The 13,282-nt window shown below is 69.2% G+C and carries 11 protein-coding genes, 3 pseudogenes and 1 riboswitch; of the genes and pseudogenes, 6 read left to right on the forward strand and 8 right to left on the reverse strand.

The genetic code is table 11. The features are described 5' to 3' along the window. The first annotated feature begins 3 nt into the window (after nt 1-3). A complete protein-coding gene (gene rpoD / locus MOTC310_RS19145; RefSeq protein ID WP_331290155.1) occupies nt 4-1,992 on the forward strand; it encodes an RNA polymerase sigma factor RpoD in 1,989 nt (662 codons plus the stop codon). A 76-nt stretch (nt 1,993-2,068) separates the two neighbouring features. Beyond that, nucleotides 2,069-3,328, forward strand: a complete 1,260-nt coding sequence (locus MOTC310_RS19150) for an adenylate/guanylate cyclase domain-containing protein (RefSeq protein WP_331290154.1) — start codon at nt 2,069-2,071, stop codon at nt 3,326-3,328. 108 nt (nt 3,329-3,436) lie between these two features. Here MOTC310_RS19150 and MOTC310_RS19155 read toward each other — a convergent pair whose 3' ends face one another. Both MOTC310_RS19155 and MOTC310_RS19160 read right to left on the reverse strand, forming a co-directional pair. Then, nucleotides 3,437-4,558 (reverse strand): glycosyltransferase, encoded by a 1,122-nt coding sequence (locus MOTC310_RS19155; RefSeq protein ID WP_331303373.1) that lies wholly within the window; start codon nt 4,556-4,558, stop codon nt 3,437-3,439. Nucleotides 4,559-4,975: 417 nt separating this feature from the next. Continuing rightward, a complete protein-coding gene (locus MOTC310_RS19160) occupies nt 4,976-5,485 on the reverse strand; it encodes a TIGR02281 family clan AA aspartic protease (protein ID WP_331302946.1) in 510 nt (169 codons plus the stop codon). Between the two features lie 233 nt (nt 5,486-5,718). Continuing rightward, a riboswitch (TPP riboswitch) is annotated at nt 5,719-5,847 on the forward strand. Between the two features lie 64 nt (nt 5,848-5,911). Between MOTC310_RS19160 and thiO the strand changes: the two genes are divergently transcribed. From thiO to MOTC310_RS19180, 4 genes and pseudogenes are all read left to right on the forward strand, one after another. Further along, nucleotides 5,912-7,135: a glycine oxidase ThiO gene (gene thiO, locus MOTC310_RS19165; RefSeq protein WP_331302947.1), complete on the forward strand. Its 1,224-nt coding sequence runs from the start codon at nt 5,912-5,914 to the stop codon at nt 7,133-7,135. Then, nucleotides 7,132-7,344 (forward strand): sulfur carrier protein ThiS, encoded by a 213-nt coding sequence (thiS, locus tag MOTC310_RS19170; RefSeq protein WP_331302948.1) that lies wholly within the window; start codon nt 7,132-7,134, stop codon nt 7,342-7,344. Before thiO ends, thiS (MOTC310_RS19170) begins: the two co-directional genes overlap by 4 nt. A gap of 2 nt (nt 7,345-7,346) precedes the next feature. Further along, complete coding sequence (gene thiG / locus MOTC310_RS19175; protein ID WP_331290147.1) at nt 7,347-8,150, forward strand: thiazole synthase; 804 nt, start codon at nt 7,347-7,349, stop codon at nt 8,148-8,150. After that, a pseudogene (locus tag MOTC310_RS19180) lies at nt 8,147-8,290 on the forward strand (thiamine phosphate synthase); the annotation flags it as partial. The gene thiG (MOTC310_RS19175) and the pseudogene MOTC310_RS19180, both read left to right, overlap by 4 nt. Here MOTC310_RS19180 and thiG (MOTC310_RS19185) read toward each other — a convergent pair. The 6 genes and pseudogenes from thiG (MOTC310_RS19185) to MOTC310_RS19210 all read right to left on the reverse strand — a co-directional run. Further along, a pseudogene (thiG, locus tag MOTC310_RS19185) lies at nt 8,287-8,517 on the reverse strand (thiazole synthase); the annotation flags it as partial. The pseudogenes MOTC310_RS19180 and thiG (MOTC310_RS19185) sit on opposite strands and share 4 nt — an antisense overlap. A 2-nt stretch (nt 8,518-8,519) precedes the next feature. After that, nucleotides 8,520-8,620: pseudogene (thiS, locus tag MOTC310_RS19190) on the reverse strand (sulfur carrier protein ThiS); the annotation flags it as partial. A gap of 497 nt (nt 8,621-9,117) precedes the next feature. Continuing rightward, nucleotides 9,118-9,867: a proteasome-type protease gene (locus MOTC310_RS19195; protein ID WP_331302949.1), complete on the reverse strand. Its 750-nt coding sequence runs from the start codon at nt 9,865-9,867 to the stop codon at nt 9,118-9,120. Nucleotides 9,868-9,911: 44 nt separating this feature from the next. After that, entirely contained in the window at nt 9,912-10,739 is an 828-nt protein-coding gene (locus MOTC310_RS19200; protein ID WP_331302950.1) for a transglutaminase family protein, read from the reverse strand. A gap of 21 nt (nt 10,740-10,760) precedes the next feature. Beyond that, complete coding sequence (locus MOTC310_RS19205) at nt 10,761-11,708, reverse strand: alpha-E domain-containing protein (RefSeq protein WP_331302951.1); 948 nt, start codon at nt 11,706-11,708, stop codon at nt 10,761-10,763. 65 nt (nt 11,709-11,773) lie between these two features. Then, the gene (locus MOTC310_RS19210; protein WP_331290142.1) at nt 11,774-13,213 is read right to left on the reverse strand and encodes a circularly permuted type 2 ATP-grasp protein; all 1,440 of its coding nucleotides are present in this window, start codon (nt 13,211-13,213) and stop codon (nt 11,774-11,776) included. Between the last annotated feature and the right edge of the window lie 69 nt (nt 13,214-13,282).

Here is a 13,282-nt window from a genome sequence, read left to right on the forward strand (position 1 = left end):
ATCATGGCGACGAAGGCAACGGAACGGGACGAGACGGACGCTGCCCCCGAGCAGCAGACCGACGGGCCGCTCCTCGACCTGACGGATGCTTCGGTCAAGCGGATGGTCAAGCTCGCCAAGAAGCGCGGCTACGTGACCTACGAGGAGGTCAACGAGGTTCTGCCCGAGGGCCAGTCCGACCCTGACCAGCTCGAGGACGTGCTCTCGCAGCTCTCCGAGATGGGCATCAACGTCGTCGAGGCCGAGGAGACCGACGAGGCCGCCGGCGAGAAGGCCGCCGAGGGCGAGGACGAGGAGGCCGAGGGCGGCGAGGTCGCCGAGGTCGCGCCGACGCGCGCCGTCGCGGTCACCACGACCACCAAGGAGCCGACCGACCGCACCGACGATCCGGTGCGCATGTACCTGCGCGAGATGGGCTCGGTGGAGCTCCTGTCCCGCGAGGGCGAGATCGCGATCGCCAAGCGCATCGAGGCCGGCCGCGAGGCGATGATCGCGGGCCTCTGCGAGAGCCCGCTGACCTTCCAGGCGATCATCATCTGGCGGGACGAGCTCGTGGAGGGCAAGGTCCTCCTGCGCGACATCATCGACCTCGAGGCGACCTACGCGGGCCCGGACGGCAAGAACGGGCCGCAGATCGGCGAGGGCGAGGGCGAGGAGGGTTCGGAGGACGGCGAGCCGGCGGCCTCCCCGGAGGGCGGCGACGACGAGGACGACCTCGAGAACAACGTCTCGCTCGCCGCCATGGAGGCGGAGATCAAGCCGCGGGTCCTGGAGACCTTCGACGCGATCGCGGCCAACTACCGCAAGCTGCGCAAGTTCCAGATCGAGGGCACCGAGCGCAAGGCCGCCGGCGAGCAGAACACCCCGGCCCAGAACCAGAAGCAGATCGAGCTGAAGGACATCGTCGTCGCCGACGTGAAGTCCCTCTCGCTCAACAACAACCGCATCGAGGCCCTGGTCGGCCAGCTCTACTCGATCAACAAGCAGCTGATCGGCCACGAGGGCCGGCTCATGCGCTTCGCCGAGAGCCACGGCGTGGCCCGCGACGAGTTCCTGCGCCACTACCAGGGCTACGAGCTCGATCCGAACTGGATGGAGCGCGTCGGCACGCTCGGCGGCAAGGGCTGGAAGAACCTGGTCGAGCGCGGCTCGAGGCAGGTCGCGGAGCTGCGCGCGCAGATCCTCGACCTCGCCTCCGAGACCGGCCTGGAGATCGGCGAGTACCGCCGCATCGTCAACATGGTCCAGAAGGGCGAGCGCGAGGCCCGTCAGGCCAAGAAGGAGATGATCGAGGCGAACCTGCGTCTCGTGATCTCGATCGCCAAGAAGTACACGAACCGCGGCCTGCAGTTCCTGGACCTGATCCAGGAGGGCAACATCGGCCTGATGAAGGCGGTCGACAAGTTCGAGTACCGGCGCGGCTACAAGTTCTCGACCTACGCCACGTGGTGGATCCGGCAGGCGATCACCCGCTCGATCGCCGACCAGGCGCGCACGATCCGCATCCCGGTGCACATGATCGAGACGATCAACAAGATCGTCCGCACCTCGCGCCAGATGCTGCACGAGATCGGCCGCGAGCCGACCCCGGAGGAGCTGGCCGAGAAGCTGGCCATGCCGCTGGAGAAGGTCCGCAAGGTCCTGAAGATCGCCAAGGAGCCGATCTCCCTCGAGACGCCGATCGGCGACGAGGAGGACAGCCACCTCGGCGACTTCATCGAGGACAAGAACGTCGTCCTGCCGATCGACGCGGCCATCCAGTCGAACCTGCGCGAGACCACGACGCGGGTGCTCGCCTCGCTCACGCCGCGCGAGGAGCGCGTGCTGCGCATGCGCTTCGGCATCGGCATGAACACCGACCACACCCTCGAGGAGGTCGGCCAGCAGTTCTCGGTGACCCGCGAGCGCATCCGCCAGATCGAGGCGAAGGCGCTGCGGAAGCTGAAGCACCCCTCGCGCAGCCGGAAGCTCCGGAGCTTCCTGGACAACTGAGCCTGCGCCGCGGACCGCGCGGCGCTTCCCCGTCGCCCGCGTCGCCCCGGTGCTGCGCGGCATCCAATCTGGCGCCATGCTCGAACGCCGCCCGCCAACGCCCGGATCCCCGACGGCCTTCGCGGACGGCTCGGAGGCCGACGACGTGCCCTTCGGCGCGCTCCAGCCCTCCGTCGGCATCCGCGACTGGCTGCTCGGCGAGGGGGCGCGGATGCCCAACGCCGAGGAGATGCTGGCCGGGCTCGCCGAGCGCCTGATCGCCATCGGCGTGCCGGTGGACCGGGCCTCCACGGCCATCGACACCCTGCACTCGGAGTATGCCGGGGTCGGCCGGATCTGGACCCGGGACGGCGGCACCACCGTGCGGCTGTTCCCGCACGGCGCCCGCTCGACGGACGCCTATCTCAACAGCCCGTTCCACACGGTCCACGAGACCGGCGAGTGGCTGATCCTCGATCTGTCGAAGACTCCGGACGACGCCTACGCGATCGTCCCGGACCTGAAGGCCGGCGGCTACACCCACTACGTGGTGGCGCCCCTGTTCTTCACGAACGGCACCCAGAACGGCATCACCTTCGCCACGCGGGCGCCCGAGGGGTTTCGCGACGACGACATCGCGATCCTGCGATTCGTCATGCCGGCACTCGCGGCCGTCATGGAGATGCGCGTCCTCAACAAGCAGCTCGACCACGTGCTCCGGCTCTATGTCGGCGACGAGCCGCACCGGGCGATCCTGGCCGGCGACATCCGTCGCGGGCAAGTGACGCGGATCCGCTCGGCGATCCTGTTCGCCGACATGCGCGACTACACCCGCACCTCCGCCGACATGACGCCCGAGGAGGCGGTCGGCCTGCTCAACGTGTTCTTCGACTGCCTCGTGCCGCCGATCGAGCGGGAGGGCGGCGAGGTCCTGAAGTATCTCGGCGACGGCCTGCTGGCGATCTTTCGGGAGTCCGGCGACGACCTGGGCGGTGCGGCGAAGGGCGCGCTCACGGCGGCCCAGCACGCCCTGGCGGCTCTCGACGAGGCGAACGCCCTGCACCAGTTCCCGGTGCCGGTCGCGGCCGGCATCGCGCTGCACCACGGCGAGGCCGCCTACGGCAATGTCGGATCCGGCTCCCGCCTCGACTTCACGGTGATCGGCCGCGACGTGAACCTCGCGAGCCGCATCGCGCAGCTGAACCGCGCCCTCGGCGAGCCGCTGCTGATGTCGAAGCCGTTCGTGGATTTCCTCTGGGGGGACCCGGTCCCGCTGGGCGAGCACCGGCTCAACGGCTTCGACGAGCCGATGGCCGTGTTCCGCCCGAAATTCCTGCGCCCGCGCAAATCCAGCTGAACAGGTTTCCGATCCCGCCATCGACCGAGCCCGGCGTCGCGCGGCCGTCGCGCGTCCCGCCAGCCCGCCGTGGTCTCCGTCCCGCGGGCGGTCGGTCCGCAGTCGGCCTCACCACGACGGGACGTAGGGCATAGCGTAGGGGGTTTGCCGGCAACCCCAGACCGGGTCGATCATCTTCGCCATCACGTCGCGGGCCAGGGCGCCGGCACGTATGGAGACGTCCTGCGGGACATTCGTCCGTTCGAGGATCTTCAGGCAGGCCTGTCCGCAGGCGCCGTATCGACCGAGATGGTACGCGTTGAGGGCGAACTCATCGAGCAGGCCGTACTCGTAGACCCACGGATTGAGGGATATCCCCTCGCTCGGAAGCTCGAACTCCAGGCCCGCCTCGGCGTATCGATACCCGTCCGCGAACCGCTTCCTCAGCCTGCAGAACCGACTGGCCCCGTGGCGCGCCTCCGCCCGCGCCGGACGGACGGCGGTCGCGCGCTCGTAGAGCTGCAGCACTCTCTCCTCCGGCTCATCCAGGCGCTCCGCGTTCACGGCGGCCATCAGCAGGTTGAAGTAGATTTCCTCGTCCCAACCGCCCAACTCGGCTCGCTTCAGGAAACAGTCGAGAGCTTTCCGGTATTGGCCGGCGGCATCGAAGGTGGTCCCGAGGTACATCGTGTACCGCGCGATCATGAAGGGATCCGTCTCGACCGCCAACGCCGTCTCGAGAACGGCGATATCCCGCGCGTCCGCGGTCGTGTCGCGGTGACGGGCCCCGTCGTCGCCCCGGCGCATCGCGAGGGGAAGGATCGGTGTCTCGGACACGCCGGGACAGCTGAGAAATTCGTGCAGGACGCCCCGGTAGCGCCAGTTCTCCCGGCTGCGGACCAGCTGGTTGCGCCAGTATCGCGTGTGCTCGTCGATGATCTCGAGCCGGTAGCCGGGCGCACGCAGCTCCGGCATCGTGAAGTCAGCCGGGATGATCAACTCATCATCGGCGTCGATGATCAGGGCGTACTGCGCGTGAGGCCGCGCGAGTTTCAGGGCCTCGTTGCGATTGAAGGCGAAATCGACCCAGGGGCGCTCGACCAGGGCACCCGGTATGTCCGCGAGCGCGGCGCGGACGATATCCTGAGTTCCGTCCGTCGATCCGGTATCAACAATGACCCAGTGATCGATAATCGGCCGCACAGAGTCGAGACACGGACGGATCACGTGGGCCTCGTCCTTCACGATCATGGACAAACAGATGGTCGATCCGCGAGTCTTCATCCCGAGGCCGCTCCGTCGTGCGCCCACATCTCGGATGCGCAGTGTTGAACGCTCCTAGCACCGCCCAATGCCGTTGACAAAACAATTGATGGTTTCAGCAAAATTTCGATTAAGCGATATCTATATTGTAGCTGCGGCACAACAAATATAACTACACACATCCAATGAGAATATATCTGCAGATATGGCCTCGGAAGCCGACCCTTTCACTTGATGTGGAAACCCCCTCATCGTGGGCTCGAGGCCCGCGCACCGAAGACCGTCGGCGCAGGACAGAGCGCGAGATCACCCCAGTCTCTCGGCGGATCCGCAGGGTCTGGCCCGGCGCGGCTCCCGCCGGCGCGCCGCGTCCAGAGCGATCCGCAGGGGGGGGGCCAGGGCGCCTCAGCCCCTGAGCGTCATCGTACTGCCGGAGACGCCGAAATCGCGCAGGCGCCTGAGGAATGACATGCCCAACAGGCTGGTCGACAGGAGCCCGCGCGGGATCACGACCGCCTCGACGTCCCGCACCGTGATCGACCCGATCTGCACGATCGCGATCCGGATCGGCGCAACCCGGACCGTCCCGTTCGCGGTGTTCCAGACGCGGGTGAAGTCGGACGGACCGACCTGGATCCCGATCCGCGCGGCGTCCTCCTCGGAGAACGCGCAGGCGCTCGCCCCGGTATCCACCATCATCGGCAGCGAACGGCCGTCCAGCAGGGCGTTGACGAAGAAGTGGCCGTTGCGGCCGGCCTGGAGAGCCACACCGGCGGCGGCACTGCCTGCGAGATCCGGCTCCGCCGGCGGAGTGATGGCGAGTGCGACGGGCGCCGGCCGCGTGGCTTCGCGCACCTTCAGGACGGCCGTGACACCGAGGAAGCCGAGCATGCAGATCAACAGGATTGTGCGCACGCAGATTCGCCCGTGACGTGGAGTGCCGGCAACCGGAGGAAGCCCGGGATCCCGGCGATGACATGTCAGATCCGTGAAGGGATGGTGCGGGTCGGCTGTCGCTGCCGCTGCCCGCGGGCGGATTTCGCTCCGCTTGGTGTCCAGAGCGTCACCGCGATCGGCGGATTGTCGCGAATTGGGCGCGCCGGCCGCGGCGCGGGGTTGACCGCCCCCGGCCGGGAGGCCACATCTGCGTCTGTTCCAGGGAGATCCCCGGCAAGGGGCTGAGAAACCGCTGGCACGTCCGTCAGGACCTGCGGCGCGGAAATCCTTCGAACCTGATCCGGCTCATACCGGCGTAGGGATTGGACCGCGGCCGCCCGAAAGGCAGGCCACCGCTTCTCACCGAAGCAGACGGCCCGGTCCCCGCGACGGCACTTCGCGGAGATGACCGTGCCCCTCGACCGCCCCGCCTCACCGATCGGCCGCCGCCGCACGCCCGACGGCGGCGCCGCGCCAGCGGCCCTCCCGACGCGGACCGACGTCGCCGTGGTCGGCGGCGGGCTGATCGGCCTGTCGATCGCGTGGCGCCTCGCCGGGGCCGGCCGCGCCGTGACGGTGCTGGAGCGGGAGACGATCGGGGCGGGCGCGAGCCTGGCGGCCACCGGCATGCTGGCCCCAGCCGCAGAGCACGAGCCGGGCTCCGACCCGCTGCTCCCGCTCGCCCTGGAATCGCTCCGGCTCTGGCCCGAGTTCCGCGACGCCCTCGAGGCCGAGTCCGGCCGCGCGATCGACTACCGGGCCGACGGCACCCTGGTCCTGGCGGTCGGCCGCGACGAGGTCGAACGTCTGCGCTTCCGCTACGACCTGCAGCGCCGCTCGGGGCTCGACGCAACCTGGCTGCCGGGCAGCGAGGTGCGGCGCCTGGAGCCCGGCCTGCGCCCCTCCGTCACGGCCGGTATCCACTGCCCGCTGGACCATCAGGTCGATCCTCGTCTGGTCATGGACGCCCTCACCGAGGCCTGCCGCGGGGCCGGCGTCGTGCTGGCGGAGCGGACCGCGGTCACCGCCCTCGACTGGTCTGCAGGCCGCGTGACCGGGGTCCGCGCCGGCGACCGCGTCGTGGCGGCCGGGACCGTCATCCTCGCTTCGGGAGCCTGGAGCGGGGAGGGGGGCCTGCTGCCCGACGCGCTCGGTCTGCCGGTCCGCCCGCTGAAGGGTCAGTCCCTGGCGCTGCGGACGACCGCCCGCACCGGCACCCTGGCACGGATGGTCTGGACCGAGCAGGTCCACATGGCGCCGAAGAGCGACGGCCAGCTCATCGTCGGCGCGACCGTGGAGGATTGCGGCTTCCGGCCCGGTGTCACCGCGGGCGGGCTGTACGCCCTTCTCGAGGGCGCGCGCCGAGTCCTGCCCGGCATCGAGGAGATGGAGGTCGAGGCGGTATGGAGCGGCTACCGCCCGACTTCGGACGACGACGCGCCGATCCTCGACACGATCGCCCCCGGCCTCGTCGCCGCCACGGGGCATCACCGCAACGGCTACCTGCTCGCCCCGGTCACGGCCGACGCCGTCGCCGCTCTGGTGTTGCACGGCGCCCTGCCGGAGGTCGCCCGTCCTTTCACCCGCGCGCGGTTCGGCCAGCCGGACGCGCTGAGGGCCTCGGCATGAGACTCGTCATCAACGGTGAGCCGCGCGAATGCGCGGTCGAGACGGTGGACGCCCTGTTCCGCCTCGAGGCGGAGGAGAGCGGTCTCGAGAGCCCGCAGGGCGTCGCCATTGCGCTGAACGGCCGCGTGCTGCGCCGCCGCGACTGGCCCGAGACCCCGGTCGCGGAGGGCGACCGCGTCGAGATCGTCCGCGCCATGCAGGGAGGTTGAGGATGGACCAGAGTCACGCGCCGCGGCACCCCGAGCCCGGGGACGACAGCCTGACCATCGCCGGGGTGACCCTGTCGTCCCGGCTGTTCATCGGCACGGCCGGCTATCCGACGCAGGCGATCATGCGCGACGCCGTTCAGGCGAGCGGCGCCGACGTGGTCACGGCCTCGATCCGCCGGGTCTCGCTCCAGGGCCACGGCTCGGACACGGTCAAGATCCTGAAGGGCAAGCGCTTCCTGCCGAACACCGCCGGCTGCGAGACGGCCCGCGACGCGATCATGACCGCGGAGCTCGCCCGGGAGGCGCTCGACACCAACTGGATCAAGGTCGAGGTGATCGGCGACCGGGAGACGCTCTACCCGGACGTGACCGAGCTGATCGAGGCCTGCCGCCACCTCGTGGATGACGGCTTCGTGGTGCTGCCCTACTGCAACGACGACCCGATCGTGTGCCAGCGCCTTGAGGATCTGGGCTGCGCCGCGGTGATGCCGATGGGTTCGCTGATCGGCTCCGGGATGGGCGTCGCCAACCCGGCCAATCTCGAGCTGATCTGCCGCCGGGCGAAGGTGCCGGTGGTGGTCGATGCCGGGATCGGCACCGCCTCGGACGCGGTGATCGCCATGGAGCTCGGCGCCTCCGCCTGCCTGATCAACACGGCGGTCGCCAAGGCCGACGATCCGGTGCGCATGGCCCGCGCCATGGGCCGGGCCGTCGAGGCTGGCCGCGATGCCTATCTCGCCGGGCGCATCCCGCGCCGCGGCCGGGCCGAGCCGTCGAGCCCGCAGCTCGGCCTCGTCGGCTCGTGAGGGCGCCGCCGTCGCCGCTGCTGGCGGTGACGGACCGGCACGGCCATACGCGGCCCCTCGCCGAGACCGTGCAGGCCATCCTGGACGGCGGCGCGCGCTGGATCTGGTTCCGGGACAGGGACCTGACCCGGGATGCGCGCTTGCCCTTCAGGATCTTGACCGTGTCCGAGCCGTGGCCCTGGAGCGAGACCCGGCGGATCGAGGCCGTGACCACGTCGGCGCCGCTCGCCTGAACGGCGTCGCGCATGATCGCCTGCGTCGGATAGCCGGCCGTGCCGATGAACAGCCGGGACGACAGGGTCACCCCGGCGATGGTCAGGCTGTCGTCCCCGGGCTCGGGGTGCCGCGGCGCGTGACTCTGGTCCATCCTCAACCTCCCTGCATGGCGCGGACGATCTCGACGCGGTCGCCCTCCGCGACCGGGGTCTGGGCCAGTCGCGGCGGCGCAGCACGCGGCCGTTCAGCGCAATGTCGTGCGCCCACATCTCGGATGCGCAGTGTTGAACGCTCCTAGCACCGCCCAATGCCGTTGACAAAACAATTGATGGTTTCAGCAAAATTTCGATTAAGCGATATCTATATTGTAGCTGCGGCACAACAAATATAACTACACACATCCAATGAGAATATATCTGCAGATATGGCCTCGGAAGCCGGCGCGATCGCCGAGTGCCGCCGGGCCGGTGCGGCCGCCGTCGCCGTCCTGGGCGGGTTGATGCGGGCCAGCGATCCGGCCGGTGCCGCGCGGGCCCTCCTGGCAGCCTGGGAGGACCGAGACCCGCGCGACCCGGAGGGCGGTAGCCCGGTACATCGGGGATCCCGTCCATCCTCCTCATCCTGAGGTGCCGGAGCGCAGCGGAGGGCGCCTTCGCGGCCCGCTGACGCGGGCAGCTCAGGATGAGGGGGATGGATCGGATGACCCACGCTCCGCGGTCTCCGCACCGCGTGGCCCGTCCCACCGGGCTCCCTACTTGTCCGAAGGTCCGTAGGGCGGCCGGGGAATCGCCCGGTGCGCGGCCCGAAGCGCCGCCGACCAGCGCTCGCGCAGGTCGTGGAAGTAGCCCTCGCCGGCCTCGATCCGGTGATTCACCTCGAGCGTCAGCGCGTTCCGGCGGGCGACCGCGATGTCGATCGGCAGACCGACGCCGAGATTCGACCGCATGGTCGAATCCATCGAGACGAGGCTGACCTTCAGGGCGTCGTAGAGGTCGGTCGTGTACTTCACCGCCCGGTCGAGGATCGGCTTCCCGTACTTGTGCTCGCCGATCTGGAGGAAGGGCGCGTCGGTGCTGCACTCGATGAAGTTGCCGGCCGAGTAGATCAGGTACAGTCGCATCTCGCCGTTCCCGATCTGGCCGCCGAACAGCAGCGAGATCGAGAAGCGGATGTTGGCCGCCTCGAACCCGTCCTTCTCGATCGAACGCACCCGCCGGATCGCCCGGCCGATCAGCTGCGCCGCCTGGAACATGGTCGGCGCCTCGACGAGCTTCTGCGGCGGCTCGCCCTCCTCGCCGGGCACGCCCTCCTGGAGCAGGCTGAGCACCGACTGGGTGATCGAGAGATTGCCCGCGGAGGCGAGCATCATCACCCGCTCGCCCGGCACGTTGAAATGGTGGAGCTTGCGGTAGGTCGAGATGTCGTCGAGCCCCGCATTGGTGCGGGTGTCGGCGACCATCACCAGCCCTTCCTCGACCAGGACACCGACGCAGTAGGTCATCGTCTTCGCGCTCTCGTGCGGCCGGCGGACCGGTGTCGGAGGAATCAGGATTGGGCGGAGGCCCTGCCTTGCTCGACCCGGAGCTTCACGTCCAGTGTCTCGGTGCCACCCCCGGTGCGGCTGCCGCGGATCGGCGCCGCGCCGAGATAGTCGAGACCCGTGGCGACGCGGATGTAATTGTCCGCCGGGCCGACGTCGTAGCAGGGGTCGAAGGCCACCCAGCCGAGATTCGGCACCAGAGCCTCGACCCAGCCGTGGGGCGCCTCCACATCCGCCTGCCCGTCGTCCCGGGCCCGATAGCCCGCGACGTAGCGGGCCGGAACGCCGATGTGGCGGGCAGCGGCGATGAAGACGTGGGCGAGGTCCTGGCAGACGCCGCTGCCGGCGGCGAACGCCTTGCCGGCCGGAACCGCGTTGCTCGCGGGACCGGGTTCGTGGACCACCGCGCCGTGGACGGCGCCCATCAGCCGGTGGAGCAGGTCAAGGACCGCGCCGTCGCCCTCGGCGGCGACACGCTCCGCGAAGGCGTGCAAATCCGGGCTCGCGGCGCACAGGTCCGTGTCGCGCAGGTAGAACTGATCCGGCAGGCGCTCCACCGTGCCGCGCACGACGCCGTGCGTGTCGTCGGTATCGACCTCGCCGGTGACCCGGATGGTCAGGGCGTCGGCCGCCTCGTCCGGCGTGAACCAGTGGACGATGTTGCCGAACCCGTCCTCGCGGGCGGTCAGCCGGCCGTCGACGGTGGTGTCGATCCGCCACGTGCGGACGTACTGCCCGTCATGGTCGCGCGGCGTCAGCCGCAGGACCTGCACGAGCCCGCGGGCCGGCTGCTCGTAGGTGTAGATGGTCTCGTGAACCACGCGGATGCGCATGCGCTGTCCCGTCCGTCTCGTTCAGCCGACCAGATACTGCTTGGCGATCGCTTCGCCTACGCTGTTGTTCTCGGCGATGAACGCCTCCACGAACTCGTGCAGCCCGCCGGCGAAGACGCGGTTGATGTCCTCGCCGTCGAGTTTCGCGAGCATGTTGCCGGCGAGCCGCTGGCTCGGGCCCCGGCGGCCGTACGAATCGGCGATCAGGTCGAGGTACTCGACGATCACGCCGTAGCAGTTCGCGAAGGAGCGCGGCATCTGCTTGTTGAGCATCAGGAGGTCCGCCACCAGCAGCGGCTTGATGCTCTCCCGGTAGACCCAGTGATAGGCGTTGAAGGCCGAGACCTCGCGCAGGATCGTGGTCCACTGGAAGTAGTCGAGGCTGCCGCCCACCGTCTCGTCGTGCGGCAGCAGGATCTGGTACTTCACGTCGAGGATGCGGGCGGTGTTGTCGGCCCGCTCGATCGCGGTGCCGAGCCGGGTGAACCAGAAGGCGTCGTTGCGCAGCATCGTCCGGAAGGCCGAGCCGTCGAAGGTCAGCGAGACGGTCTTCACCCAGTCGAGGAAGCGCCCGAACTCGTCGCGGTTGAGGTCCTTGCCGGAATAGTTGCGCAGCTCCAGCCAGGCGCCGTTGATCGCGTCCCACATCTCGGTGGTGAGCGCCGTGCGCACCGAGCGGGCATTCTCGCGGGCCGCCTCGATGCAGGAGCGGATCGAGGACGGGTTGTGCGGGCTGAAGGCCAGGAAGTCGCAGACCGTGTCGGCGTTCACCGCGCTGTAATGGGTCTTGAACGCGTCGGGGTCGCCGGCCGAGGCGAGGGCCGAGTCCCACTCGTTGCTCCCGCCGCCGCCGTAGCTCGTCGGCAGCGACGCGAAGCGGTGCGCCGCGTCGAGGATGCGGGCGACGAAGTCGGCCCTCTCGACGTAGCGCGAGAGCCAGAAGAGGTTGTCGGCGGTCCTGGAAAGCATCGGTCTTCAGCCAAGTCGTGCGGACCACGATGTCCGCGCCTCGGAACGTCGGGACGTCGGGGGCCTCAGGCGTCGAGCACCCAGGTGTCCTTCGTGCCACCGCCCTGGCTGGAATTGACCACCAGGGAGCCCTCCTTCAGCGCCACCCGGGTCAGGCCGCCCGGGACGATGCGGATCTTGTCGGCCCCGCACAGCACGAACGGCCGCAGGTCGACGTGGCGCGGCGCGACGCCCGAGGCCACGAAGGTCGGGCAGGTGGAGAGCGACAGGGTCGGCTGGGCGATGAACCCGTCCGGGGCGTGCTTGAGCTTCTTGGCGAAGTCGTCGAGCTCGCGCTTGCTCGCGTGCGGCCCGACCAGCATCCCGTAGCCGCCCGAGCCGTTCACCTCCTTGACCACCAGCTCGGACAGGTTGTCCATCACGTACGCGAAGGCGTCCTTCTCGCGGCAGCGATAGGTCGGCACGTTGTGCAGGATCGGCTCCTCGCCGGTGAAGAACTTCACGATCTCCGGCATGTAGCTGTAGACCGCCTTGTCGTCCGAGATGCCGGTCCCGACCGCGTTGGCGAGGGTCACCGAGCCGCGCTCGTAGGCGTTCATCAGCCCCGGCACGCCGAGGACCGAATCCGGGCGGAAGACCAGCGGGTCGAGGAAATCGTCGTCGAGGCGGCGGTAGATCACGTCGACCTTCCGCGGCCCCTCGGTGGTGCGCATGTAGACGACGTCGTCCTTGGTGAAGAGGTCGGACGCCTCCACAAGCTCGACGCCGAGCTTGTCGGCCAGGAACGAGTGCTCGTAGAACGCGGAATTGTAGCGCCCGGGCGTCAGCAGGACGACGGTCGGGTCGCGGGTCGCCGAGCCGGGCGCGAGGCTGCGCAGGGTGGCGAGCAGGGCGTCCGGGTAATTCTCCACCGGCGCGACCCGGTGCTTCGAGAACAGGTCCGGGAACAGGCGCAGCATCACCTCCCGGTTCTCCAGCATGTAGGAGACGCCGGACGGGATGCGGGCATTGTCCTCCAGCACGAAGAAGTCGTTCTCGCCGGTGCGGACGATGTCGATGCCGGCGATGTGGACGTAGAGGTCGTGCGGCACCCGGAAGGACCGCATCTCCATGCGGTAATGGGCGTTCCGGTAGACGAGATCGGCCGGGATGATGCCGGCCTTGATGCATTCCTGGGCGCCGTAGATATCCTTCAGGAACAGGTTGATGGCGGTGACCCGCTGCTTCAGCCCGCGCTCCAGGAACGCCCATTCCGGCTTGGTGATCACCCGGGGAATGATGTCGAACGGGATCAGGCGCTCGGTCGACTCGTTGTCGCCGTAGACCGCGAAGGTGATGCCGATCCGGCGGAACAGCAATTCGGCCTGGCTGCGGCGGGTGTTGAAATGCTCGGGGGGCGTGGAGTCGAGCCACGCCTTGAGCTGGCCGTAGGCGTCGCGGACGGCGGCGGCATCGGCGGTGCCGGCGCCGAATCCGTTCATCTCGTCGAAGGCCGTCACCGCCATCTCGCTCCTCCCGTACGCTCCCGCTCTTGAGGCAAGAGGCGCGCCACGCGTTCCTGGCTATATCCGCCG

Source organism: Methylobacterium oryzae, assembly GCF_036441375.1.
GTDB lineage: Bacteria > Pseudomonadota > Alphaproteobacteria > Rhizobiales > Beijerinckiaceae > Methylobacterium > Methylobacterium oryzae_A.